This window comes from Sinisalibacter aestuarii (genome assembly GCF_027923545.1).
Lineage (GTDB): Bacteria > Pseudomonadota > Alphaproteobacteria > Rhodobacterales > Rhodobacteraceae > Sinisalibacter > Sinisalibacter aestuarii.
Window position 1 is genome coordinate 118,819 of the sequence record NZ_BROH01000002.1, and the last position, 23,454, is coordinate 142,272.

Consider the following 23,454-nt stretch of genomic DNA (forward strand, 5'->3'; position numbering starts at 1 on the left):
GTTAACCATGAAATCGCCCTTGGGGGGGCACCCACGACAAGACCTGATCACGATAGCTGGTGGCCTGATATTATGATGAAGACAACGCTTAAATCCTTCCTGCGCAACGAGAGTGGCGCGATCTCGCTTGACTGGACCGTTCTGGTCGCCGCCCTTGTCGGTGTGAGCCTTGTGGTTGCCGCCGAAGCCTGGCGCGGGCTCGACAAGGTGACCGCCGGTTACGACGATTTCGACCAGCCGACGGGCCTGATGACGGTACTCGTGAACATAGATGCCGGCGGCGGCCCCGGCACACCCGCCGCCGCCAATCCCTCGCCCGAGACCGGCGGCACCGAGACCGGCGGATCCGAGACGGGCGAATCCGGTGACGAGGGCTCGTCGGGCGGTTCGGGCAACCCTGGCAATGACAAGGACGTGGGCAATGCCGGCGAAAACCCCAACGGCAAAGGCGGCTGGGGCAGCGGCAACCGCGGGCGCTCGCGCTGAGCGAGCCACCGCGCATCGCAGTTGTTCCCACTGTAAAGAAACAGACCGGCGGCCAGCCTGGCTGGCCGGGTCCGGTCGCACACTCAATCCCATTCTCGTCGATGGTGGAGTAAGATATCTTACGGAAACGGAGGCGGACCGTTTGAACAGAGCGCTTTTCTTCAGCCCTTTCCTGTTTGCGTGCATTGCCGCCCCGGCGCAGGCCCAGACCATTCCCCGCTACAACGCCGAAGGCTATTGCCAACAGGTTGCAGATATCAGCGGCGGGTCCGCGATGATCTTCAACGGCTGTATGGACATGGAACAACAGGCGTACAACGCACTGAAGCCCGTATGGGCGCAACTGCCCGGCAATGCGCGGAATTACTGCGATGAGGTCGCGCGGGTTAGCGGCGGATCCTACACTATCCTGCAAGGCTGCATCGAAATGGAAACCGAAGCGGCAAGCTCACCCCGATCCTTCGACTACTGATGATGGCCATGAACACAGTTCCCATAATCCTCGCCGCCGCATTCGGCGCTGTCATGTCCGCCCCCGCGCAAGCCGATTTCATCGACACAGACTGGTCGGTTGCCGGTTTCACGGGCGAGGCATGGTTCATCAACCCGCAGAGCGTGATTGGCAAATCGCAGGAGTTCTATCGCGGTTTCGCGCAAGGCGTATTCTACACCTGCGACTATGCCGGTCAGTCTTCCACCTATACCCGGTATGACAATGACGCCTTCTTCGCCAATCCCGAGTTCGAATTGTTCTTACCGCTGCGCGAGGACATGACGCAGGGCAGCGAAACCCTGTTTGTGCACCGGATCACCTGCGAGGGCGACGACGACCCCGCCAAGCGGCGCGTGATGTATCCCTTCGTCACGAACGAGGCGCGAAAATCCGCGTGGTATCTTTTCGAAGGCGGGGTGTTCTCGTTCTACACCCCGTGATCTGAAAGGGCCGGGCATGGTGTTGCCCAAGCAATCGCAGGGATGATCCCTGCAAGCGCGGCGCCGCAGATGGGGTGTCGCCTCCTTGGAGTGCCGTTGATCGCGGTGTTCAACCCGTTACCTCCTCGGCACGAGCCACCCGATCCTGCGCCTCTCGCCGGGTCGGCAAGACGTTGAACCGCCGCCTTCCATCGTGAAAAACCTCGGCATGCCGCCAGGTTTTGTGCTTTCTGATAGAGGCCATGCGGACTCGAATGCGGAAATCGGGCGTAGTGCCGTGCAACTCTATGCACTGGATTGTCACGCATGAACGCCGCTGAAACGCGAAAGACCCGTGGAAAACGAAAAAACGCGCCTCTGAGAGACGCGCTCTTTTGCATGGCTGGTGCGGTCGAGAAGACTCGAACTTCCACGGGAGTTACCCCACAGCGACCTCAACGCTGCGCGTCTACCAATTCCGCCACGACCGCACTGTCCAGGCTTGGTGGGGCGCTACATAACGTCTGCCTTGGGCGATGCCAAGAGGGAATCTGCCGTGTTTTGACAAAGCCGCGCGGCCATGCAAATTGGCGCCATGACCGATGCCGCGCTGCCCCGCCCCGAATGGCGAATTTCGCCGGGTTACACCGATTACGACGAAGCCGTGGCCACGATGGAGGCCCGGGCCGAGGCCATTGCGCGCGGCGAGGCGGGCGAGCTGATCTGGCTGGTCGAGCACCCGCCCCTCTATACCGCCGGCACGTCGGCCAAGCCCGCCGATCTGGTCGATCCCGACCGGTTCCCGGTCTATGCCAGCAAGCGCGGCGGGCAATACACCTATCACGGCCCGGGCCAGCGGGTGGTTTACACCATGCTCGATGTCGGCAAGCGCGGGCGCGATGTGCGCGCCTTCGTCAAGCAGCTTGAGGACTGGGTGATCGCCGCGCTGGCCGAGTTCAACATCAGCGGCGAGATTCGCGAGGGCCGCGTGGGTGTCTGGGTCGCCCGGCCCGAAAAGCCGGCCGGGCCGGACGGGCAGCCGCGCGAAGACAAGATCGCCGCCATCGGCATCCGGCTCCGGCGCTGGGTGAGCTTTCACGGTCTGTCGATCAACGTCGATCCCGACCTTGGCCACTTCACCGGAATCGTGCCCTGCGGCATCACCGAACACGGGGTGACCTCGCTGGTCGATCTCGGCCTGCCGGTCACGATGGACGATCTCGACCTGGCGCTCGCACGCAGTTTTGATGAGGTTTTTTGCCCGACCCCGTGATGCGAAGGGGCAAACATCATGTTACGGTGAGTCGGCGGCGTTCCGTCGCCGATGCGACAGGGTGCCCACTTGAGAATTTAGAATCATTATACCATCTACTACGGAAACGGCGGCCAATCTGGCTTGCGGCCGGAGGAGATGTGTCCCGCATCTGCCGTCCAGAAACCTGCGACCCGCAACCGTCAACCAACCCGAGAGGAACGCAATGAAAACCATCCTGACCACCGCCGCCGCCGCTTTCATCGCATTGTCGGCCCCGGCGCTTGCCGCCGACGATATCGAGCAGGGTGAGAAGGACTTCAAGAAGTGCAAGGCCTGCCACTCGATCGTGGACCCGGCCGGCGAGGTGATCGTCAAGGGCGGCAAGACCGGCCCGAACCTCTGGGGCGTGCTCGGCCGCCAGGCCGGCACCGACCCCGAATTCGCCCGCTACACCGATGAAATGGTGGCGCTTGGCGAAGGCGGCCTTGTGTGGGATGCCGAGGAAATGGGCAAATATATCCCCGACGCCAAGGGCTATATCGACGCCAAGACCTCGATGACGCCGCAGAAGCTGAAAGACGTCACCGACGTGATCGCCTATCTGGCCCAGTTCGGCCCCGCCGAATAAGGCCGGCGCAGCCGAAACCGGCGCGCCCCGGTTTCGCCCCGTCCGCGGTAATGCGGGCGGGGCTATTTTTTTGTGCATTATGTCGCTGTGACAACTTGCCTCACGCGCGCTCCCCCTTTACACACATTCAAAACCCTGCGTCCGACGAAGGTCGGATTCCGGGCGGAAAACAGAGGGAGACGTTCATGGCCGACGCAGCCACTCACGGTCAGGATCACCACGACACCCGCGGGTTCTTCACCCGCTGGTTCATGTCCACCAACCACAAGGACATCGGGATCCTTTACCTGTTCACCTCGGCCTTTGTCGGGCTGATCTCGGTGGCATTCACCGTTTACATGCGCCTCGAGCTGATGGAGCCGGGCGTGCAGTTCATGTGCCTCAACGAGGCCGGCGAGCCGGCCGCGCGGCTGCTTTCGGGCATCGGCGCCGAGGCCTGCACACCGAACGGGCATTTGTGGAACGTGATGATCACCTATCACGGCGTGCTGATGATGTTCTTCGTCGTCATCCCCGCGCTGTTTGGCGGTTTTGGCAACTATTTCATGCCGTTGCAGATCGGCGCGCCGGACATGGCGTTCCCGCGGATGAACAACCTCTCGTTCTGGCTCTACGTCGCCGGCACCTCGCTCGGCGTGGCCTCGCTGCTCGCCCCGGGCGGCAACGGGCAATCGGGTTCGGGCGTGGGCTGGGTGCTCTATCCGCCGCTCTCGACCACCGAGGCGGGCTGGTCGATGGACCTGGCGATCTTCGCCGTCCACGTCTCCGGCGCCTCGTCGATCCTTGGCGCGATCAACATGATCACCACCTTCCTGAACATGCGCGCGCCCGGTATGACGCTGTTCAAGGTGCCGCTGTTCGCCTGGTCGATCTTCGTCACCGCCTGGCTGATTCTCCTCAGCCTGCCGGTGCTGGCCGGCGCCATCACCATGCTGCTGATGGACCGCAACTTCGGCACCACCTTCTTCGACGCTTCGGGCGGCGGTGACCCGATCCTCTACCAGCACATCCTGTGGTTCTTCGGCCACCCGGAAGTGTATATCGTGATCCTGCCCGGGTTCGGGCTGGTCAGCCATGTGTTTGCGACCTTCTCGAAGAAGCCCATCTTCGGCTATCTGCCGATGGTCTGGGCGCTGATCGCCATCGGCGTGATCGGCTTCGTGGTCTGGGCGCACCACATGTACACGGTCGGCCTGTCGCTCACCCAGCAAAGCTACTTCATGCTGGCGACGATGGTCATCGCGGTGCCCACCGGCATCAAGATCTTCTCGTGGATCGCGACGATGTGGGGCGGCTCGGTCGAGTTCAAGACGCCGATGCTGTTCGCCTTCGGCTTCCTGATCCTGTTCACCATCGGCGGCGTGACCGGCGTGGTGCTCAGCCAGGCCGGCGTGGACCGTATCTACCACGACACCTACTACGTGGTGGCGCATTTCCACTACACGATGTCGATGGGCGCGGCCTTCACCATCTTCGCGGGGATCTATTACTGGATCGGCAAGATGTCGGGCCGGCAATACCCGGAATGGGCCGGCAAGCTGCATTTCTGGCTGTTCTTCATCGGGGTGAACCTCACCTTCTTCCCGCAACACTTCCTGGGCCGCCAGGGGATGCCCCGCCGCTACATCGACTATCCGGAGGCCTTCGCCTACTGGAACAAGATCTCGTCGATCGGGGCGCTCATCTCCTTCGCGTCGTTCCTGCTGTTCATCGGCATCGTGTTCTACACCCTGCGCGCCGGCAAGCGCGTGACCGAGAACAACTACTGGAACGAATACGCCGATACGCTGGAATGGACCCTGCCCTCGCCGCCGCCGGAGCATACTTTCGAGCAGCTCCCGAAACCCGAGGACTGGGACAAGTCGCACGCCCATTAAGGGCCGGCAACCGAAACGAAGCAGGCCCGGGCGGAAACGTCCGGGCCTTTTTCTTGCCAGCACGAGCGCAGACCCCGATGCCCTACCACTGGGACAAACCCCTGACCGACGCGCCTGCCGCCGACGCCCCCGGCCATGCCGAGGGTGCGCCGCCGCTCGCCAGCCTCCACGCCTGGCCCTTCCGCTCGCTGCCCAAGCGCGGCTTCGCCTTCATCATCGGCATGGCCTATATGCTGCTGCTGATCCCGGTCTCGGCCTTCGTCGGCACGCTGGCGGTCTGGTGGCTGCTGGTTCCGGGTCTCGCCGCCATCGCGGCGCTCTACTGGTTCATCGGCAAGAGCTACCGCGACGGCGAGATCCTCGAAGAGCTCGACATCTGGCCCGACCTCGTCCGCCTGACCCGGCACGGCCCGCATGGGCGCCATGCAAGCTGGGAGGCCAACCTCTACTGGGTCACCCTCCAGATCCACCCCAGGGGCGGCCCGGTGCCGAATTACGTCACGCTGAAAGGCGCCGGCCGCGAAGTCGAGATCGGCGCCTTTCTGTCAGACGACGAGCGCCCCCGGCTGCACGAAGAGCTGCGCCAGGCACTGGTTCTGGCGCAGTCGCGCCGCTAATGCGCCGTGCCCTGATCGGTCGGGCGGCGCACGAAAAACCCGGCAACGATCAGCAGAAGCGAGATCGCCGCGCCATAGGTGAAGCCTGCCCGCAGGCCCGCCGCCATCGCCTCGACCGCGCTCAGCCCCTGACCGAGCCCCGCTGCCGTCCGCAGCGACATGATCGACACGAAGAGCGCGATCCCCGCCGCACCCGCCACCTGCTGCACGGTGCCGATCACCGCGCTGCCATGCGAATAGAGATGCTTCGGCAGCGAGCCGAGGCTGGAGCTGAACAGCGGCGTGAACAGGAAGGCCAGCCCGGCGCTGATCAGAACATGGCTTGCAAGCACAATGGCAATCGGGCTGCCGGTGCCGAGCGTGCTCATGGTCCAGAGCGCCGCGCTCACCGCCACGGTGCCGGGAATCACCAGCTTGCGCGCGCCGAACCTGTCGTAGAGCCGCCCGACCAGCGGCGCGAGCAGCCCCATCAGCAACCCGCCCGGCAGCAGCATGAGGCCCGATTGCAGCGGCTCCATGCCCAGCACGTTTTGCATGTAGAGCGGCAGCAGGATGACCATGCCGAACAGCGCCATCATCGACAGCCCCATCATCACCACCGAAACGGTGAAAACCCGCACCCGGAAGGTGCGCAGATCGAGCAGCGCGCGCTCCTGCGGGCCGAGGACAAGCTGGCGCGCGATGAAGGCCACAAGCACCACCCCGCCGATGGCGAGCGGAAGCCAGGCCGGCAGCGCAGCGCCCTCGCCCTGCCCTTCGCCAATGGTCGACAGCCCGTAGACCACCCCGCCAAAGCCGATGGCGGCAAGCGGGACCGAGAGCAGATCGAGCGGCGCTTTCCGCGGCTCGGTGACGTTCTGAAGCTTGGCATAGCCCAGCGCCAGCGCGCCGAGCCCGATCGGAAGGACGAGCCAGAACAGCCAGCGCCAGTCGAGCAGGTTCAGGATCAGGCCCGAAAGCGTCGGGCCGATGGCCGGGGCGACCGAGATCACGATCGAGATATTGCCCATGGTCTTGCCCCGGATTTCCGGCGGCACGAGGGTCATGATGGTGGTCATCAGAAGCGGCAGCATGATCGCGGTGCCCGAGGCCTGCACCACCCGCCCGGCAATCAAGACCCCAAGCCCCGGCGCCAGGGCGCTGATCAGCGTACCGAAGCTGAACAGGCTGAGCGCCGTGATGAAGACCGTGCGCGTGTGATAGCGCTGGATCAGGAAGCCGGTGATCGGAATCACCACCGCCATGGTCAGCAGAAAGGCCGTGGTCAGCCATTGCGCGGCGTTCGCCGTGATCTGCAGATCGACCATCAGCCGGGGCAGCGCGACGCTCATGATCGTCTCGTTCAGGATCATCGTGAAGGTCGAGATCAGCAGCAGCATGATCACGACCCGGTCGCGTGCGGAAATCTGCGGGGGCGTAAATTCGCCGGACATGTCGGGCGACACGGGTTCAGAATGCATAACGGAACTCGGCTGGATCGAGGAAAGGGATCGGCGCAAAACCGCGCCGCGTCCCGGGGTCGCCCGGCTGCGCCCGAGAGTCAAGGCTCCCGTCGGGGCCGGTTACCCGCAGGCGGACACATAAGCGCAAACTGGCGCGGCAAGGGCACAGCGGGGCGGGCTGGCCCGCCTCAGCCCAGCTTCGCCTTCACCATCGGGCCGACCTTGCCGAAATCCATCTGGCCGGTGAACTTGCCCTTGAGCTCGCCCATCACCTTGCCCATGTCGCGGATGCTTTCGGCGCCGACGCTGGCCATCGCCGCATCGACGGCGGTGGCCACCTCCTCGTCGGTCAGCTGTCGGGGCAGGAATTCCTCGATGATCGTGACTTCCGCGAGTTCCTTTTCGGCAAGCTCCAGCCGCCCGCCTTCCTCGTAGGCGCGGGCGCTTTCCTGGCGTTGCTTCACCATCTTGCCGAGTATGGCGAGGATTTCCTCGTCCGAAACCTCGGTTTCTTCCCCCGTGCCCCGGAGCGCGATATCGCGGTCCTTGATGGCGGCGTTGATCAGCCGAAGCGTGGAGAGGCGCGCGGCCTCTTTCTCCCGCATCGCGGTCTTGAGCGCGTCGTTCAGGCGCGTGCGCATATCCATACGATAGCGTCCCCGGTGGTTGCGATAACGGCCCCCGGCTTACCCCGTCCGGCCCGGCGAGACAAGCCGCGCCTTTGCCGCGCCGCAGCGCTTGACCCCCGCCCCCGCCGCACCTAGAAACACGACAATTTGGCCACAGGGGAGTCGCCATGCCTGCCGCAGCACCCGCAACCGCACCCAAAAAGACCCACCCGACCGCCTGCCTCGCCCTGGCCGATGGCACGGTGTTCTACGGCGCAGGCTTCGGCGCGACCGGAGAGACCACCGCCGAGTTGTGCTTCAACACCGCCATGACCGGCTATCAGGAAATCATGACCGACCCGTCCTATGCGGGCCAGGTCGTCACCTTCACCTTCCCCCATATCGGCAATGTCGGCGTGAACGCCGAGGATGACGAGGCCAACGAGCCGGTGGCCGCCGGCATGGTGGTGAAATGGGATCCGACCGAGCCGTCCAACTGGCGGGCGACGGACGAGCTTCGGAGCTGGCTCGCAAGCCGGGGCCGGATCGGCATCGGCGGGGTCGATACCCGCCGCCTTACCCGCGCAATCCGCCAGCAGGGCAGCCCGCATGTGGCGCTGGCCCATGACCCGGACGGCAAGTTCGACATCGAGGCGCTGGTGGCCAGGGCACGCGCCTTTCCCGGCCTCGTCGGGCTCGACCTGGCGAAAGACGTCACCTGCCGCCAGTCCTACCACTGGGACGAGATGCGCTGGGCCTGGCCCGACGGCTACAAGCGGCAGGAAGCGCCCCGGCACAAGGTCGTCGCCATCGACTACGGCGCCAAGCGCAATATCTTGCGTTCGCTGGCCTCGGCCGGCTGCGACGTGACGGTGCTGCCCGCCACCGCCACCGCCGAAGAGGTGCGCGCGCTGAACCCCGATGGCGTGTTTCTCTCCAACGGGCCGGGCGATCCGGCGGCGACGGGCGAATATGCCGTGCCGATGATCCGCGAGCTTCTGGCCGACGAGGCTCTGCCGATCTTCGGCATCTGCCTCGGCCACCAGATGCTCGCCCTCGCGCTCGGCGCCAGGACCGTGAAGATGAACCACGGCCACCACGGCGCGAACCACCCGGTGAAGGACCATGACACCGGCAAGGTCGAGATCACCTCGATGAATCACGGCTTCACCGTCGACAGCCAGACCCTGCCCGATGGCGTGAAGGAAACCCATGTGAGCCTGTTCGACGGGTCGAATTGCGGCATCGCGCTGGAAGACCGGCCGGTATTCTCGGTGCAATACCACCCCGAAGCCAGCCCCGGCCCGATGGACAGCTACTACCTGTTCGAGCGCTTCGCCGAGGCGATGGACGCACGCAAATAATCCGCCCGGCCCCCTGCCGCCGTTAACCGCGCGTTAACATTCCCTGCGCCATGCTTGCCCCGCAGAGGGACATTTGGCGATGCAGGCACAGGACAGCACGGGCAGAGAATGGGAGAGCGTGCGCCACGGGGCGGGCGCCTGGCCGCGGGCGGTCGCCACCGCTCCAACCCGGCGCAAGCCGGTGGGGCAGATCCTCGTCGAGCGCGGCGATCTCGCATCCGGCGATCTGGCGCGCGCCGTCGCCCTGCAGCAGCGCGAGGATGCCCGCTTCGGCGATATCCTTCTCGCACAGGGCATGGTCACTTCCGAAGCGCTCCATGCCGCGCTGGCCGAGCAATACGGCACCGAGGTGGCCGCGCTTGCCGCCGAACCGCCCGATGTGCGCCTCGTCGATGCACTCGGAGCGGATTTCTGCATCCGCCACTCGGTTCTGCCGTGGAAGCGCGCGGGCGCGGCGACGGTGGTGATCTGCTCGCGGCCCGACGAATTCGCCCGCATCGCCCCGCACCTGACCGAGCGCTTCGGGCGGGTGCGCCTCGCCATCGCGCCCGAAGCCGATATCCAGTCGGCCCTGATCGCCACGCGGCACCGGGCGCTGGCGCAACGGGCCGAAACACGGGTGGCGGCGCATGAAAGCTGCCGCAGCTGGCAGACCGGCCCGGCCTGGCGCTACGTGGTGGCGATGCTGACGGCCATCGCCGCCCTCGCCCTTGCCTCGCCGGTCGCGGCCTTCGCGTTGCTCACCATCTGGGCGGTGCTCACCCTCAGCGTCAATTCCGCGCTGAAGCTCACCGCCGCCGTGCTTTACATGCGCCGCCGCTCGCGGGTGGAGCGCGCCAGCCATGAGGACATCGCCGGCGGCCCCGGCTTTCTGCGCCTGCCCACGGTGTCGATCCTCGTGCCGCTGTTTCAGGAACGCGAAATCGCGGGGCGGCTGGTTCAACGGCTCGCCGCCCTCGATTACCCGCGCGAATTGCTCGATATCTGCCTCGTCGTCGAGGCCGATGACAGGCTGACGCAAGACACGCTGGCGCGCTCCGATCTGCCGCGCTGGATGCGCCAGATCACCGTGCCCGGCGGCGCCGTGCGCACCAAGCCGCGCGCGCTCAACTTCGCCCTCGATTTCGTGCGCGGCTCGATCGTCGGGGTCTATGACGCCGAAGACGCACCCGAGCCCGGCCAGATCCACAAGGTCGTGCGCCGCTTCGCCGAACGCGGGCCATCGGTGGCCTGCCTGCAGGGGGTGCTCGATTTCTACAACCCGCGCGAAAACTGGCTCGCCCGCGCCTTCACCATCGAATACGCCACCTGGTTCCGGATCATCCTGCCCGGCTACGAGCGGATGGGGTTTGCCGTGCCGCTGGGCGGCACCACCCTGTTCTTTCGCCGCTCGGCGCTGGAAGAGCTCGGCGGCTGGGATGCCCATAACGTCACCGAAGATGCCGATCTGGGCATCCGCCTCGCCCGGCACGGCTACCGCACCGAATTCATCGAGACCGTCACCAAGGAAGAGGCCAATTGCCGCGCCCTGCCCTGGATCAAGCAGCGCTCGCGCTGGATCAAGGGCTACGCGATGACATGGGCGGTGCATATGCGCAGGCCCCGCCGCCTGCTGGCCGAAATCGGCCTGCGCAAGTTTCTTGGCGTGCAGATCCTGTTTCTCGGCACGCTCAGCCAGTTCCTGCTCGCGCCGATCCTGTGGAGCTTCTGGGCGCTGCCGCTCGGCCTGCCTCACCCGCTGGTAAACGCGATGCCGCCGGCGATGTTCTGGGTGCTGGCCGGGGTGTTCGCCTCGTCGGAGATTCTCACCATCGCCGTGGGCGTGCTGGCGGTCTCACAGGGCGAGCACCGCTTCCTGATGAAATGGGTGCCCAGCTTGCATGTCTACTGGCCGCTCGCCACCTTCGCCGCGATCAAGGGGGTGAGCGAGATCCTCACCAAACCGTTCTACTGGGACAAGACCCGCCACGGGCATCTGCACCGCGATCACGATATCTGGGCCGTCAGGCGCCCCCCGCTCCTGCGGCGGAATCGAGCCTGAGCCGGGTCTCGAAGGCGCGGCTGATATGGGCGCGCAGGGCGGTATCGGCCGCATCGCCATCGCGCGCCTCGATCGCCTGCACGATCGCATCATGCTCGGCGATCGCCTTCTCCGAACGCCCCTCCACCGCCAGCGAGGTGGTGGCCAGCAGCGCCATGGTGCGATGCACGAGATCGAGCTGCTGGACGAGATAGCGATTGTGGCTGGCCAGGTGGATCTGCTTGTGAAAGCGCCGGTTGGCCCGCGCCAAAGCCGACGGGTCGTTCACCCGCTTGCGGTCTTCCTCGACCAGTTCGCGCAGCACCCGTACCTCTTCCGGCGCCGCGTGCTGCGCCGCCAGCCGCGCCGCCAGCCCTTCCAGCTCGGCGCGCACGGCGTAAAGCTCGGCCAACTGGTTGTGATCGAGCGAGGCGACGATGAGCGAGCGCCCGTCGCGGATCAGCAGGCTCTGCGTTTCCAGCCGCTGCAGCGCCTCGCGGATCGGGGTGCGCGACACGCCGAACCGCTCGGCCAGCTCGCTTTCCACCATCCGCGCGCCGGGCCGGTAAATCCCGGCGTCGATCGCATCGAGGATCAGCGAATAGGCGTCTTTCTGCGTCGGTTTCTCGTCGGCCACATGATCCTCCCGTATACAATTGTACTGACTATGCACGCGATTGCCGGATGATCAAGCTGCGGTATACCGTGGAAGACCGTCGAGCGTGCCGCACCCCATTGCACCCCCGCCGCATCGCCCCTAGCTTGCGCTCATGCTGCACCACCGCTTCTCACATGTGACCACCTGGGTCTTCGACCTCGACAATACGCTTTATCCGCCCTCGGCGGCGCTGTTCGACCAGATCGAGATACGCATGACCCAATGGGTGATGGACGCGCTGGGGGTCGACCGCGACGAAGCCGACCGGCTGCGCGCCGAATACTGGCGCGATTACGGCACCACCCTGGCCGGGCTGATGCAGGTGCACGGGGTCGATCCCGGCCCCTATCTGACGGAGGTGCACGACATTTCCTTCGCTCCCCTCCACCCCGACCCGGAGCTTGCCGCGCGGATCGGCGATCTGCCCGGGCGGCGCATCGTGTTTACCAATGCCACCGTGCCCTATGCCGAACGGGTGATCGAGGCGCGCGGGCTGTCGGGGCTGTTCGATGCGGTCTATGGCGTCGAGGAAGCCGGGTTCCACCCCAAGCCGCATATCGAGGCTTTCGACACGGTCTTCGCCCGGGATGGGCTCGATCCGCTGGTCGCGGCGATGTTCGAGGACGATCCGCGCAACCTCGCCGTTCCTCACGCCAAGGGGATGCAGACGGTGCATGTGGCGCCCGAGCCCAGCCCCGCCGCGCATATCCACCACCACACCGACGATCTGGCCGGTTTTCTCACGCGCCTCTCCACCCGCGACTGACCGCCCGGCGGCGGCGCGGCAAAGGTGCCCCTTCACAAGCCCGTGCGCGCCGGTCTATCCTGTTGGCAAGGAACGCTTTCGCAACCCGCATGGAGGTTTGACCATGGCCGCTCTCGTCCTGGTAATGCTGGCATTCACGCTGGTCTTCTTCATCGTCATGATGATGATCTCTGTCGGCCGCTGAGCCGGTGCTGCGGGCCTGCGGCCCGCAGATGTCTACCGTTTGGCCAGCCGCATATGCGTGCGGTGCCGGACTGGCTTGCGACAAATTGGCTTATTCAAAAACCCAAATACATATCGGACAAGGAGCGTCACATCCAACGGAGGAGACGCGCCATGGAAATGTCCAGCCACCCGGACCCCACCCACGCCAAAGCCCACTCGCTGCCCGGCGAGCCGCATAACCGCGACATGTCAAATCCCGGCGAAGTCTGGGCCTTCGTGCTTGCCGTGGTGCTCCTCGCCGTGCTCGGCCTGGCCTTCGCCATTGCCGGGCTTGCCGGCGTCGGCACGGTCATGGTGGCGCTTGTGCCGGTGATCTATATCGTGCTGATCACCATCTCGGTCGGGCGCTAGGCACCTTCCCCTCAGCCGAACACCTTGTCGAGCGCGGCCTCCAGCCGGGCCACGCTCGCATCCACATCCGCCAGCTTGTCGAGGCCGAACAGGCCAAGGCGGAAGCTGCGGAAATCATCCCCCTCCCCCACCATCAGCGGCACGCCCGCGGCGATCTGCATGCCGAGGGCGGCGAATTTCCTGCCATTCTGCACCTCCGCATCGTCGGTGTAGGAGACGACGACGCCCGGCGCCTCGAATCCCTCCGCCGCGACGGACTGGATGCCGCGCGCCTTGAGCATCGCGCGCACCTTGCGGCCCTGCGCCCATTGCGCCTCGGCCAGCTTGTCGAAGCCGATCTCACGGGTTTCCAGCATCACGTCGCGGAAGGCGCGCAGCGCATCGGTGGGCATGGTGGCGTGATAGGCATGGCCGCCGTTCTCATAGGCTTCCATGATCGCGAGCCACTTGCCGAGGTCGATGGCGAACGAGGTCGAGGTGGCAGCTTTCGCGCGGTCGCGGGCGGTTTCGTTCATCATCACCAGCCCGGCGGAGGGCTGCGCCGACCAGCCCTTCTGCGGCGCCGAGATCAGCACATCCACCCCGGTGGCCTTCATGTCGACCCAAACCGTGCCGGAGGCGATGCAATCGAGCACGAACAGCCCGCCCTGCGCATGCACCGCATCGGCGACGGCGCGGAGGTAATCGTCGGGCAGGATCATGCCCGACGAGGTTTCCACATGCGGAGCAAAGACCACATCGGGCTTTTCCTCGGCGATCTTGGCCACCACCTCATCCACCGGCGCGGGCGCGAAGGGGGCGGTGGGCGCATTGCCGCTGCGGCGCGCCATCATCACCGTTTCCTCCGCCGGGATCGCTCCCATGTCGAAGATCTGGCTCCAGCGGTAGGAGAAAAAGCCGTTGCGGATCACCATCGCGCGTTTGCCGGTGGCGAACTGGCGCGCCACCGCCTCCATCGCATAGGTGCCGCCGCCCGGCACCAGCGCCACCGCATCGGCATTGTAGACCTCGCGCAGCACGCCCGAAATATCGCGCATCACCTGCTGGAATGCGGCCGACATGTGGTTGAGCGAGCGGTCGGTGAACACCACCGAGAATTCCAAAAGCCCATCGGGGTCGATATCGGTGCGCAGCGCGGTCATGGCGGTCTCCTTCGTGTTGAGCGCGACAGGGGTAGCCTGCGGGCCGGGGATTGGCAAAGAAAAACGCCCGCCGCGAGGGCGGGCGTTTTCACACGCACGGGGCGTGGCCGTTACTTCCAGCAGCTCACCAGAACGGTGATATCCGCCGCCAGCGCCGAAAGATCGTAGGGCGTGAGCGCCCCCTGGATATCCGTCGCGGCAACCGGCACGCCATTGGCGGTGAGGAAGCCCACCAGCGTTTCGGACTTGGCGGCAAAACCCACATCCGCGGGCAACAGCCGGCCATCGCCCGAGGGCGAGGCAAGCAGCATCCCCACCACCGCGCCGCCCTGATCGAGCACCGGCCCGCCGGTATCGCCATCCTGGGCGCGGATATCGAGGCGCGAGACCGTGGTTTCGCCCGCCAGCCCCTTCACATCGGCCAGCTTTCCGAAGGTGAGCGTGGGCGAGGACAGCCGCCCGCCATAGGAATAGCCGGCCACGGCCAGCTCCGATTGCAGGCGCGGCTCGAAGCTCAGAAGCTCGCCCACCGCCATCGGCGCCAGCGGCTGCACCGGCATCAGCAGCGCGATGCCGAGATCGCCGTCGAGCGCCGTCACCTTGGCCTCGTAGCTTTCATCCAGCGTGATCCGGGTGCAGCCATCCACCGCCTCGGTGGTGGTGATCACCGCACCCTCCGGCGAGATGAAGAAGCCCGAGCGCGCCTTCTCGGCCCGCCGGATTTCCAGCCCCGACACAAGGTCGATCGACTGGGTGGCGGTATCCAGTCCGGCATTGTCGTCCAGCACGGCCGGGCCGGTGGAGGCGAAACTCTCGCGCATCGCGTCGAGCACCAGAGCGCGGCGGCGGTCCACCTCGTAGGACACGGCGCCGGTTTGCGCATCGGTCACCCTGGCGCCCTGCGGCCAGATCAGCATGAAGCCCTTCACCGCGCCATCGGCCAGCGTGGCATAGGCATAGGTGACGATCTCGTCATTCGCGCCTTCGATGGCGAAATCGCTGTCGCGGCGCTGCCGCTCGCCATCGACGGGCACGACTTCCAGCGTTTGCAGAATATCGTAGAGCCCGTAGAGCGTCGCCTTGTCGCCGCGCTGGCTGATCAGCACCACGCGCACGCCCTCGTCGCCCTCGTAATGGGCAAAGGGCGCTTCGTAGCGGGTGAAGCCCACCATCGCGCCGGGCAGCGTGACCGAGATCCCGGCCTGGGCATCGGTCACCGGCGCAAGGCCCATCGACGCGAGCATGTCGGTATAGCCCTGCACCAGCGCGTTGCGCTGGCGGGTGGTCAGCACGCCGGTTTCCTCATAGCCTCTGGCGGCCTGCCAGGCGGCCATCGCGCCACGGGTGCCGGGGCCGAAATCGCCGTCGATCAGCGAGGTATAGAAGCCTTCCCATCTCAGCGCGATCTGAAGGAGCTTGCGCTGGTCACCATCCAGCAGGCGCTCGGAGGCCAGCGCCTCGGCGCGGGTTTCCTCGACCAGCACCGGCTGCGGCTCCGGCGCGGGTTCGGCCGCCGGCTCGGCCTCTGCCACCGGGGCTTCGTCGGCCACCGCTTCGGGTGCCGGCTCATCGGCCGGAACCGCCACCGGCGCATTGGCCAGCGCATTCGCCCCGACCGGCCAGAATTGCTGCCCATAGGCGTCGCTGTTGGCGATATAGGCATCGCCCGGAATCTCGGCGCGGGCGCGCAGATCAAGCAGCCGGTCGGTTGCCGCGGCCTCGGTATAGGGGCCGAGCGCCACCGCATACCAGCCGCTGGCGCCAAGGCGGAACCCGTTCACATCGGGGATGGTCTGTGCGTAGCGGCGCGCGGCGTCTTCCGCGTCGCGCAAGGTCGGGGTTGCCTGGATCTGCACCCAGAAGCTTTGCTGCGCGACAGCGGCACCGGCCACGAAAAGGCTTACAAAAATCACGATCGCGGAAAAAGCGCGTCTCATATCCCACTGTCCCTCGGGGTTTGGTCAAAACATCCGCGCCAGTAACACCGAGCCGGGCAGCAAGGTCAAGAGAACCGCCCCGCCCGATTGACCCTTTCCGGCGCAGTGCCTATTGAGAGCGCGCACATCCGCGTGAGGATCACATGGCCGAGACATCACAACCCAAAAGCTTTCAGGAGATCATCCTGCGCCTTCAGACCTACTGGGCGGGCAAAGGCTGCGCGATCCTGCAACCTTACGACATGGAAGTGGGCGCCGGCACCTTTCACCCGGCCACGACGCTGCGCTCGCTCGGCAGCCAGCCCTGGGCCGCGGCCTATGTGCAGCCCTCGCGCCGCCCGACCGACGGGCGCTATGGCGAAAACCCCAACCGTTTGCAGCACTACTACCAGTATCAGGTGCTGATCAAACCGAGCCCGCCCGATCTGCAGGCGCTCTATCTCGGCTCGCTCGAAGCCATTGGCATCGACATGTCGCTGCACGATATCCGCTTTGTCGAGGACGATTGGGAAAGCCCGACGCTCGGCGCCTGGGGGCTGGGCTGGGAAGTCTGGTGCGACGGCATGGAGGTGAGCCAGTTCACCTATTTCCAGCAGGTCGGCGGGCATGATTGCAGGCCGGTCTCGGGCGAGCTGACCTATGGGCTGGAGCGCCTGGCGATGTATGTGCTCGGCATCGACCATGTGATGGACATGCCGTTCAACGATCCGCAAACGCCGATCCCGCTCAGCTATGGCGACATTTTCCGCCAGACCGAGATGGAATATTCACGCCATAACTTCGATGCCGCCTCGACCGAAATGCTCCTGCGGCATTTCGAAGATGCCGAAGCCGAGTGCAAATCCATCCTCGATCAGCCCGAGGAAGACCCGAAGACCGGCAGGCGCATCATCATGGCCCACCCGGCCTATGACCAATGCATCAAGGCCAGCCATATCTTCAACCTGCTCGACGCGCGCGGCGTGATCTCGGTGACCGAACGGCAGGCCTATATCGGCCGGGTGCGCGCGCTCGCCAAGATGTGCGCCGATGCTTTCGTGCAGACCGAAGCGGGGGGTGCCGCGGCGTGAGCGCCTTCGCCTCAGCCCAGCCCCGGCAGCACGGTCTTCAGCCCCGTCGCGGTCATGTCGACCGCCACGGCGGCGAGGATCATGCCCATCAGCCGGATGGTGATCGTGCGCAGGGTCTGCGACATGAAATGGCCGATCTGGGCGGCGAAGAGCAGCACCAGCGCGAGCAAAGCCAGCACCGCCGCCAGCGCCGCGCCCACGGCGGTGAGCCCCGCCGCGCCGGCATGGCCGGTGAACACCACGATCGTGGTGATCGTGCCGGGGCCGACGATCATCGGAAAGGCCATCGGGTAGAAGGCGAGCGAATTGAGCTCGGCGTGATGGGCCTGTTCGCGCGCGGTGCCGTGATGGGCGGGCGAGGCGCTGCCGTTCAGCATCCCCAGCCCGATGGTGAACAGCACAATCCCGCCGGCAACACGGAAATCGTCGACGCTGATGCCGAACAGGCTCAGCACCTTGGTGCCCGTTGCCATCACGGCCGCCGCCAGCACCGCGCTGAAGCCGACCACGGCCAGCGCCAGCCGGCGCTGCTGAGCGGGCGTGAACTCCGCCGTCATGCCGAGGAAAACCGGCAAGGTCACGAACGGGTTCATGATCGCAAAGAAGGCGCCAAGGGCCTTGACGAAAATGGCGGTGTCCACCGGTATCCTCTCCCTGTTCGCCCTGTCGTAGCACGGGCGGACGCAACCGGCCAAGGAGCAGGCGCATGAACGGAAAGATCGTCGGGAGTTTCATCTTGATTACCGCCTTGATCGCGGGCGTGGCCATCTACTGGCTCCAGGTCTACGCCTATTATGACGAGATCGCCGCCGACAGAGCCGAGATGACGATGGTCAACATCGCCACCGGCCAGCCCGAGCCGGTGCTGATCGAGGGGTTCGAGGGGATCGACGGCACGTCCTCGCCAATCCGCTATCGCGCCTGCTTCACCCTGCCTTTGCGCACGGGCACGCTCACGGAAACCTACGAGCCCTATCCCGACCCCACGCCGCTCACCGCGCCGGGCTGGTTCGACTGTTTCGATGCCGTGGCGATCGGCACCGCTCTGGAGAGCGGCGAGGCGATGGCCTTCCTGTCGCAGCACGATATCCACGATGGCGTGGATCGTGTGGTCGCCGTCTTCCCCGATGGCCGGGCCTTTGCCTGGCATCAGCTCAACGAAAAATATCAGGACTGAGCCAATGGCCGACCTCCTTATCGAACTCTTCTCGGAAGAAATCCCGGCGCGGATGCAGGCGCGCGCGGGCGAAGACCTGAAAAAGCTGGTCACCGACGGTCTGGTGGAGGCCGGTCTCACCTATTCCGCCGCCGCCGCCTTCACCACGCCGCGCCGCCTCACGCTCGCCATCGAGGGCCTGCCCGCGATGAGCCCCGACACGCGCGAAGAGCGCAAGGGCCCGCGCACCGACGCGCCGGAAAAGGCGCTGGAGGGATTTCTGCGCTCGACCGGGCTCACCAAAGACCAGCTTGAGGCCCGGCCCGACAAGAAGGGCGATGTCTGGTTCGCGGTGATCGCCCATAAGGGCCGCCCCGCCGCCGGGATCGTGGCGGAGGTGCTGGAGGGCGCGGTGCGCACCTTCCCCTGGCCGAAATCCATGCGCTGGGGCGCGGGCAGCCTGCGCTGGGTGCGCCCGCTGCATTCGGTGCTCTGCATTCTCACCGACGAGCATGGCGCCTCGGTGGTGCCGCTGGAGATCGACGGGCTGAAAGCGGGCGACACCACGCAGGGCCACCGCTTCATGGCGCCGGGCGATATCAGGGTGTCGTCCTTCGAGGATTACGCCGCCAGGCTGAAGGCCGCCTATGTGGTGCTCGACCCCGCCGAGCGCGCCGAAACGATCCGCCACGATGCCGGGCAGAAAGCCTTTGCCCTCGGCTTCGAGCTGGTCGACGACAAGGGGCTGCTCGCTGAGGTGTCCGGCCTCGTCGAATGGCCGGTGGTGCTGATGGGCGATATCGCCGACGAATTCATCGAATTGCCGCCCGAAGTGCTGCAAACCTCGATGAAGGAGCACCAGAAGTTCTTCTCGGTGAAAAATCCCGGCACCGGCCGGATCGAGAAATTCGTTACCGTCGCCAACCGCGAAACCGCCGATGACGGCGCGACAATCCTTGCCGGCAACCAGAAGGTGCTCGCCGCCCGGCTCGCCGACGCCAAGTTCTTCTGGGAGAACGACCTGCGCAATGTCGAGCGCCACGGGCTGGACCCATGGCTCGGCAAGCTCGCCCATGTCACCTTCCACGCCAGGCTCGGCTCGCAGGCCCGCCGCATCGCCCGGATCGCCGGGCTCGCGGGCGAGATCGCCCCGATGGTGGAGGCCGACCGCAAGGAAGCCAAACAGGCCGCCCGCGCCGCCAAGGCCGACCTTGCCTCGGAAATGGTCTACGAATTCCCCGAATTGCAAGGGATCATGGGCCGCTATTACGCCAGGCGCGCCGGGTTCTCCGATGCCGTGGCCGATGCGGTGCGCGACCATTACGCGCCGCTTGGCCCCTCGGATGCCGTGCCCTCCGCGCCGGTCTCGGTCGCGGTGGCGCTGGCCGACAAGCTCGATACGCTTACCGGCTTCTGGCATATCGACGAAAAGCCCACCGGCTCGAAAGACCCGTTCGCGCTGCGCCGCGCCGCGCTCGGGGTGATCCGGCTGGTGCTCGAAAACGGCCTCCGCCTCCAGCTCGACCGGCTGATCGACGCGCAGATCCTGCGCCACCAGATCGAGCCGCTCGAGGACGAGGAAGAACAGGCGCTGCTCAAGACGCTGCTGGGCAATATCGCCAGCCACGGCGTCTTCGGCTCGGCCGTGCGCGCGATCATCGACGAAGCGAAGGAAAACGCCCCCGACTGGCTGGGGCGGATCGAAAACCACAAGCCCGACCTGTCGGACGACCTGCTTGCCTTCATCCATGACCGGCTGAAGGTCTATCTGCGCGACCGGGGCCTGCGCCATGACGTGATCGACGCCTGCCTTCACCTGCCGGGCAAGGACGACCTGGCGCTGGTGGTCACCCGCGCCGAGGCGCTGCAGGCGGTGCTCGATACCGATGACGGCGCCAATCTGATCCAGGGTTTCAAGCGCGCCAACAACATTCTGATCCAGGCCGAAGAGGCCGACGGGGTGGAATATTCCTACGGGCCGGATGCGAAATTCGCCGAGGACGAGACCGAAACGGCGCTGTTCGCCGCGCTCGACGCCGCCGAGGCGAAGATCGGCCCGGCGATGATCGCCGAGAATTTCGAGGCGGCGATGGCCGCGATGGCCAGCCTGCGCGGCCCGATCGACGCCTTCTTCGACAATGTGCAGGTCAACACCGACAACCAGGTCATCCGCCGCAACCGGCTGAACCTGCTCGCCCGGATCCGCGATATCTGCCTGCGGGTGGCCGACCTGACCCGGATCGAGGGCTGAGCAAACCGCGGGCACGCGCCGCCGGTTGCGCTTGCCCTTGCCAGATGCGTCCGGCGCGCTATCTTGCGCTATAGGAGGATGCTGCGGTGCAGAAAATGCAGAGCCTGTCGGATATCACCGGGTTTGCCGAGATCACGCCCACCGCGCCCATCGCGGCGGAGCGTCATGGCGGGCGGGCGAAATGCCTTCAGCGCCTGATCCGGCTCGCCATGCCGGTGCCGCCGACCGTGGCGCTCGATTTCGATGCCGTGCACGCGCTGTCGAAGGGCGATATGCCCGATCTCGACGCGATGCTCGCCTTTTTCGGCCCCGATCCGCTGCTTTCGGTGCGCCCGTCTTCGGAAGACCCCGACTGGGGCGGTCCCGGCGCGATCCTCAATATCGGCATGAACGACGCGCTGCACGCGCGGCTGACCGAGAGCCACGGCGAACCGGCGGCCAACGCGCTCTACCTGCGCTTCATCCAGTCCTACGCGGTCCACGTCGCCCGCGCCGACCCCGACGAGTTCGAGGCCGGCGGCGCCCCGACGGCTGAGGCCCTCGCCCACGCACTCGCCGCCTATGAAGACGAAACCGACGAACCCTTCCCGCAGGATGTGCGCGACCAGCTTGGCGAAGTGCTGCGCTCGATGGCGCGCGCCTGGGAAGGGACCACCGCCCGGCTGCTGCGCGAAGCCAAGGGCGCGCCGGCGGATGCCGGGCTCGGCCTTGTGGTGCAGAAGATGGCGCTCGGCGTGGGCAACGGCATTTCCGGCTCCGGCGTGATCCAGTTCGTCAGCGGCCAGAGCGGGCGGCCCGAAATCCGGGGCCGCTACATGTGCCAGGCGCAGGGCCGCGACGCGCTCACCGCCAAGGACGGCGCGGGCGATATTCTCTACCTCAAGCAAGATCCGCGCGGGCGCTCGATCGAAACCGTGCTGCCGGAGGTCTGGAGCGATCTGATGCGCTATGGCGATCTCGCCCGCAAACGGCTGCGCGAAGAAATGCAGATCGAATTTACCGTCGAGAACGAAGAGCTGTTCATCCTCGACGCGGTGCGCGTGCCCCGCAGCCCGCGCGCCAATCTGCGCATTGCCGTGGCGCTGGCGAATGACGGGATCATTTCGCAGGACGAGGCGGTGCTGCGCGTGCCGCCGCATTCGCTCTCGGAGCTGCTGCACAGCCAGGTCGACCCGGCGGGCAAGCGTGACATCGTCGGCAGCGGCATCGCCGCCTCGCCCGGCGCGGCCACGGGCAAGATCGTTTTCACCGCCCGCGCGGCGCAGGCGATGGCGGCGCAGGACGAGCCTTGCGTGCTGGTGCGCCGCGAGACCACGCCGGAAGACATTCGCGGCATGCACGCCGCCAAGGCGGTGCTGACCGAGCGTGGCGGGGTGACCAGCCATGCCGCCGTGATCGCCCGCGGCCTTGGCGTGCCCTGCGTCGTCGGGGCATCGGATCTTACGCTGGACCTGAAAGCCGGCACCCTCACCACCCCCGATGGCCGGGTGTTCCGCGAAGGCGACCGCATCACCATCGACGGATCGCATGGCAAGGTGATCGCCGGATCGGCCAGGATGCTGGCCCCGGCGCTCGGCGACAATTTCCGCACCCTGCTCGCCTGGGCCGATGCCGCGCGCGATATCGGCGTGCGCGCCAATGCCGACACGCCGGAGGATGCCCGCAAGGCGCAGATGTTCGAGGCCGAGGGCATCGGGCTGTGCCGCACCGAGCACATGTTCTTCGCCGAAGACCGGCTGCTCGCCATGCGCGAGATGATCTTTGCCGACGATGCCGTCGACCGCCGCTCGATCCTCGACCGGATCGGGCCGATGCTGCGGCGCGATTTCGTCGAGCTGTTCGGCATCATGAAGGGCCGTCCGGTGACGATCCGGCTGTTTGATCTGCCATTGCACGAGTTTCTGCCGCAGAACCGCGAGGGGCTGCGCGAGCTGGCCGAGGCACTCGATCTGCCGCTGTCGGACGTAACCCGCCGTGCCGAGGCGCTGACCGAGTTCAACCCGATGCTGGGGATGCGCGGCGTGCGGCTTGGCCTGACCGTGCCGGAAATCTACGACACTCAGGCGCGCGCGATCTTCGAAGCGGTCGTCGAGGTGGCGCGCGAGGGCGCCACGGTGGTGCCCGAAATCATGATCCCGCTGGTCTCGGCCAAGCGGGAGGTTGAAATCGTCAAAGCCCGCGTCGATGCGGTGGCCGCCGCCGTGCGCATCGAGCGCGGCGTGGATTTCGACTACCGGCTCGGCGTGATGGTCGAAACCCCGCGCGCGGCGCTCCGGGCGGGCGAGATCGCGCCGCATTCGGCCTTTCTCAGCTTCGGCACCAACGATCTGACGCAGATGACCTACGGCCTCTCGCGCGACGATGCCGGGCGGTTCATGAGCCAATATGTGGCGCAGGGCGTCTATGACGAAGACCCGTTTCATGTGCTCGACGCCGACGGCGTGGGCGAGTTGCTGATGCTCGGCGCCGAGCGCGGGCGACGGACCAATCCGGGGATCACGCTCTCGATCTGCGGCGAACATGGCGGCAATCCCGAAAGCATCGCCTTCTGCCGCGATGCGCGCTTCGATTACGTCTCCTGCTCGCCCTTCCGGGTGCCGGTGGCGCGGCTGGCCGCGGCGCATCTCGCCATCGCCGAGCGCGGCGCCGAACGCCCGCCACGGATGTACTGACCCGGCCAGTTAGCGCC

The 23,454-nt window shown here is 66.1% G+C and carries 21 protein-coding genes and 1 tRNA gene; 15 read left to right on the plus strand and 7 right to left on the minus strand.

Features of this window, described 5'->3' with window-relative positions; genetic code table 11:
- The first annotated feature begins 75 nt into the window (after positions 1-75).
- The 3 genes from QMG28_RS05465 to QMG28_RS05475 all read left to right on the plus strand — a co-directional run bounded on the left by QMG28_RS05465 (position 76) and on the right by QMG28_RS05475 (position 1,419).
- Positions 76-486 carry a Flp family type IVb pilin gene (locus QMG28_RS05465; protein WP_281841204.1) on the plus strand — a complete coding sequence of 137 codons (411 nt, stop codon included), beginning with the start codon at positions 76-78 and terminating at the stop codon, positions 484-486.
- A 142-nt stretch (positions 487-628) separates the two neighbouring features.
- Positions 629-958, plus strand: a complete 330-nt coding sequence (locus QMG28_RS05470) for a hypothetical protein (RefSeq protein ID WP_281841205.1) — start codon at positions 629-631, stop codon at positions 956-958.
- A 53-nt stretch (positions 959-1,011) separates the two neighbouring features.
- Positions 1,012-1,419 (plus strand): hypothetical protein, encoded by a 408-nt coding sequence (locus QMG28_RS05475; RefSeq protein WP_281841206.1) that lies wholly within the window; start codon positions 1,012-1,014, stop codon positions 1,417-1,419.
- A 383-nt stretch (positions 1,420-1,802) separates the two neighbouring features.
- Here QMG28_RS05475 and QMG28_RS05480 read toward each other — a convergent pair.
- Positions 1,803-1,889, minus strand: a tRNA-Leu gene (locus QMG28_RS05480).
- A gap of 89 nt (positions 1,890-1,978) precedes the next feature.
- On the opposite strand from QMG28_RS05480, the gene lipB reads away from it, so the two are divergent.
- The 4 genes from lipB (at position 1,979) to QMG28_RS05500 (ending at position 5,775) form a co-directional block, all read left to right on the plus strand.
- Entirely contained in the window at positions 1,979-2,671 is a 693-nt protein-coding gene (gene lipB / locus QMG28_RS05485) for a lipoyl(octanoyl) transferase LipB (RefSeq protein WP_281841207.1), read from the plus strand.
- Between the two features lie 205 nt (positions 2,672-2,876).
- Positions 2,877-3,281, plus strand: a complete 405-nt coding sequence (locus QMG28_RS05490; protein ID WP_281841208.1) for a c-type cytochrome — start codon at positions 2,877-2,879, stop codon at positions 3,279-3,281.
- A 185-nt stretch (positions 3,282-3,466) separates the two neighbouring features.
- Positions 3,467-5,158, plus strand: coding sequence for a cytochrome c oxidase subunit I (gene ctaD / locus QMG28_RS05495; protein ID WP_281841209.1), 1,692 nt, complete (start codon positions 3,467-3,469; stop codon positions 5,156-5,158).
- A gap of 77 nt (positions 5,159-5,235) precedes the next feature.
- Entirely contained in the window at positions 5,236-5,775 is a 540-nt protein-coding gene (locus QMG28_RS05500) for a DUF2244 domain-containing protein (protein ID WP_281841210.1), read from the plus strand.
- Here QMG28_RS05500 and QMG28_RS05505 read toward each other — a convergent pair.
- Together QMG28_RS05505 and QMG28_RS05510 are read right to left on the minus strand one after the other, a co-directional pair.
- A complete protein-coding gene (locus QMG28_RS05505; protein WP_281841211.1) occupies positions 5,772-7,235 on the minus strand; it encodes an MDR family MFS transporter in 1,464 nt (487 codons plus the stop codon). The genes QMG28_RS05500 and QMG28_RS05505 overlap by 4 nt on opposite strands.
- A 170-nt stretch (positions 7,236-7,405) precedes the next feature.
- A complete protein-coding gene (locus QMG28_RS05510) occupies positions 7,406-7,864 on the minus strand; it encodes a GatB/YqeY domain-containing protein (RefSeq protein WP_281841212.1) in 459 nt (152 codons plus the stop codon).
- Positions 7,865-8,013: 149 nt separating this feature from the next.
- Here QMG28_RS05510 and carA point away from each other — a divergent pair, with 149 nt between their 5' ends.
- Together carA and QMG28_RS05520 are read left to right on the plus strand one after the other, a co-directional pair.
- Entirely contained in the window at positions 8,014-9,189 is a 1,176-nt protein-coding gene (gene carA / locus QMG28_RS05515) for a glutamine-hydrolyzing carbamoyl-phosphate synthase small subunit (RefSeq protein WP_281841213.1), read from the plus strand.
- Positions 9,190-9,268: 79 nt separating this feature from the next.
- Positions 9,269-11,230 (plus strand): glycosyltransferase family 2 protein, encoded by a 1,962-nt coding sequence (locus QMG28_RS05520; protein ID WP_281841214.1) that lies wholly within the window; start codon positions 9,269-9,271, stop codon positions 11,228-11,230.
- On the opposite strand, the gene QMG28_RS05525 is transcribed toward QMG28_RS05520, so the two are convergent.
- On the minus strand, positions 11,193-11,846 hold the full coding sequence (locus QMG28_RS05525) for a GntR family transcriptional regulator (RefSeq protein WP_281841215.1): 654 nt from the start codon (positions 11,844-11,846) through the stop codon (positions 11,193-11,195). The genes QMG28_RS05520 and QMG28_RS05525 overlap by 38 nt on opposite strands.
- Before the next feature lie 133 nt (positions 11,847-11,979).
- On the opposite strand from QMG28_RS05525, the gene QMG28_RS05530 reads away from it, so the two are divergent.
- On the plus strand, positions 11,980-12,633 hold the full coding sequence (locus QMG28_RS05530) for a pyrimidine 5'-nucleotidase (protein ID WP_281841216.1): 654 nt from the start codon (positions 11,980-11,982) through the stop codon (positions 12,631-12,633).
- Positions 12,634-12,969: 336 nt separating this feature from the next.
- Positions 12,970-13,209 carry a hypothetical protein gene (locus QMG28_RS05535; RefSeq protein WP_281841217.1) on the plus strand — a complete coding sequence of 80 codons (240 nt, stop codon included), beginning with the start codon at positions 12,970-12,972 and terminating at the stop codon, positions 13,207-13,209.
- Positions 13,210-13,220: 11 nt separating this feature from the next.
- Here QMG28_RS05535 and QMG28_RS05540 read toward each other — a convergent pair whose 3' ends face one another.
- Positions 13,221-14,351, minus strand: a complete 1,131-nt coding sequence (locus tag QMG28_RS05540; protein ID WP_281841218.1) for an aminotransferase class V-fold PLP-dependent enzyme — start codon at positions 14,349-14,351, stop codon at positions 13,221-13,223.
- Between the two features lie 110 nt (positions 14,352-14,461).
- Entirely contained in the window at positions 14,462-16,288 is a 1,827-nt protein-coding gene (locus tag QMG28_RS05545; RefSeq protein ID WP_281841219.1) for a trypsin-like peptidase domain-containing protein, read from the minus strand.
- Positions 16,289-16,431: 143 nt separating this feature from the next.
- Between QMG28_RS05545 and QMG28_RS05550 the strand changes: the two genes are divergently transcribed.
- Positions 16,432-17,358, plus strand: coding sequence for a glycine--tRNA ligase subunit alpha (locus tag QMG28_RS05550; RefSeq protein ID WP_281841220.1), 927 nt, complete (start codon positions 16,432-16,434; stop codon positions 17,356-17,358).
- Positions 17,359-17,369: 11 nt separating this feature from the next.
- On the opposite strand, the gene QMG28_RS05555 is transcribed toward QMG28_RS05550, so the two are convergent.
- The gene (locus QMG28_RS05555) at positions 17,370-17,999 is read right to left on the minus strand and encodes a MarC family protein (RefSeq protein ID WP_281841221.1); all 630 of its coding nucleotides are present in this window, start codon (positions 17,997-17,999) and stop codon (positions 17,370-17,372) included.
- 65 nt (positions 18,000-18,064) lie between these two features.
- On the opposite strand from QMG28_RS05555, the gene QMG28_RS05560 reads away from it, so the two are divergent.
- The 3 genes from QMG28_RS05560 to QMG28_RS05570 all read left to right on the plus strand — a co-directional run bounded on the left by QMG28_RS05560 (position 18,065) and on the right by QMG28_RS05570 (position 23,437).
- Entirely contained in the window at positions 18,065-18,535 is a 471-nt protein-coding gene (locus QMG28_RS05560; RefSeq protein ID WP_281841222.1) for a DUF6446 family protein, read from the plus strand.
- Positions 18,536-18,539: 4 nt separating this feature from the next.
- Entirely contained in the window at positions 18,540-20,765 is a 2,226-nt protein-coding gene (gene glyS / locus QMG28_RS05565; RefSeq protein WP_281841223.1) for a glycine--tRNA ligase subunit beta, read from the plus strand.
- 95 nt (positions 20,766-20,860) lie between these two features.
- Positions 20,861-23,437 (plus strand): putative PEP-binding protein, encoded by a 2,577-nt coding sequence (locus tag QMG28_RS05570; RefSeq protein ID WP_281841446.1) that lies wholly within the window; start codon positions 20,861-20,863, stop codon positions 23,435-23,437.
- The last annotated feature ends 17 nt before the right edge of the window (positions 23,438-23,454 follow it).

What these genes read in the sequence shown, in the direction of transcription:
- lipB (WP_281841207.1), top strand. Translation starts at nt 1,979, where the DNA reads ATGCAAATTGGCGCCATGACCGATGCCGCGCTGCCCCGCCCCGAATGG.
- QMG28_RS05500 (WP_281841210.1), top strand. Translation starts at nt 5,236, where the DNA reads ATGCCCTACCACTGGGACAAACCCCTGACCGACGCGCCTGCCGCCGAC.
- QMG28_RS05465 (WP_281841204.1), top strand. Translation starts at nt 76, where the DNA reads ATGAAGACAACGCTTAAATCCTTCCTGCGCAACGAGAGTGGCGCGATC.
- glyS (WP_281841223.1), top strand. Translation starts at nt 18,540, where the DNA reads ATGGCCGACCTCCTTATCGAACTCTTCTCGGAAGAAATCCCGGCGCGG.
- QMG28_RS05570 (WP_281841446.1), top strand. Translation starts at nt 20,861, where the DNA reads ATGCAGAGCCTGTCGGATATCACCGGGTTTGCCGAGATCACGCCCACC.
- QMG28_RS05550 (WP_281841220.1), top strand. Translation starts at nt 16,432, where the DNA reads ATGGCCGAGACATCACAACCCAAAAGCTTTCAGGAGATCATCCTGCGC.
- QMG28_RS05535 (WP_281841217.1), top strand. Translation starts at nt 12,970, where the DNA reads ATGGAAATGTCCAGCCACCCGGACCCCACCCACGCCAAAGCCCACTCG.
- QMG28_RS05490 (WP_281841208.1), top strand. Translation starts at nt 2,877, where the DNA reads ATGAAAACCATCCTGACCACCGCCGCCGCCGCTTTCATCGCATTGTCG.
- QMG28_RS05560 (WP_281841222.1), top strand. Translation starts at nt 18,065, where the DNA reads ATGAACGGAAAGATCGTCGGGAGTTTCATCTTGATTACCGCCTTGATC.
- QMG28_RS05510 (WP_281841212.1), bottom strand. Translation starts at nt 7,864, where the DNA reads ATGGATATGCGCACGCGCCTGAACGACGCGCTCAAGACCGCGATGCGG.
- QMG28_RS05475 (WP_281841206.1), top strand. Translation starts at nt 1,012, where the DNA reads ATGTCCGCCCCCGCGCAAGCCGATTTCATCGACACAGACTGGTCGGTT.
- carA (WP_281841213.1), top strand. Translation starts at nt 8,014, where the DNA reads ATGCCTGCCGCAGCACCCGCAACCGCACCCAAAAAGACCCACCCGACC.
- ctaD (WP_281841209.1), top strand. Translation starts at nt 3,467, where the DNA reads ATGGCCGACGCAGCCACTCACGGTCAGGATCACCACGACACCCGCGGG.
- QMG28_RS05505 (WP_281841211.1), bottom strand. Translation starts at nt 7,235, where the DNA reads ATGCATTCTGAACCCGTGTCGCCCGACATGTCCGGCGAATTTACGCCC.
- QMG28_RS05540 (WP_281841218.1), bottom strand. Translation starts at nt 14,351, where the DNA reads ATGACCGCGCTGCGCACCGATATCGACCCCGATGGGCTTTTGGAATTC.
- QMG28_RS05530 (WP_281841216.1), top strand. Translation starts at nt 11,980, where the DNA reads ATGCTGCACCACCGCTTCTCACATGTGACCACCTGGGTCTTCGACCTC.
- QMG28_RS05520 (WP_281841214.1), top strand. Translation starts at nt 9,269, where the DNA reads ATGCAGGCACAGGACAGCACGGGCAGAGAATGGGAGAGCGTGCGCCAC.
- QMG28_RS05545 (WP_281841219.1), bottom strand. Translation starts at nt 16,288, where the DNA reads ATGAGACGCGCTTTTTCCGCGATCGTGATTTTTGTAAGCCTTTTCGTG.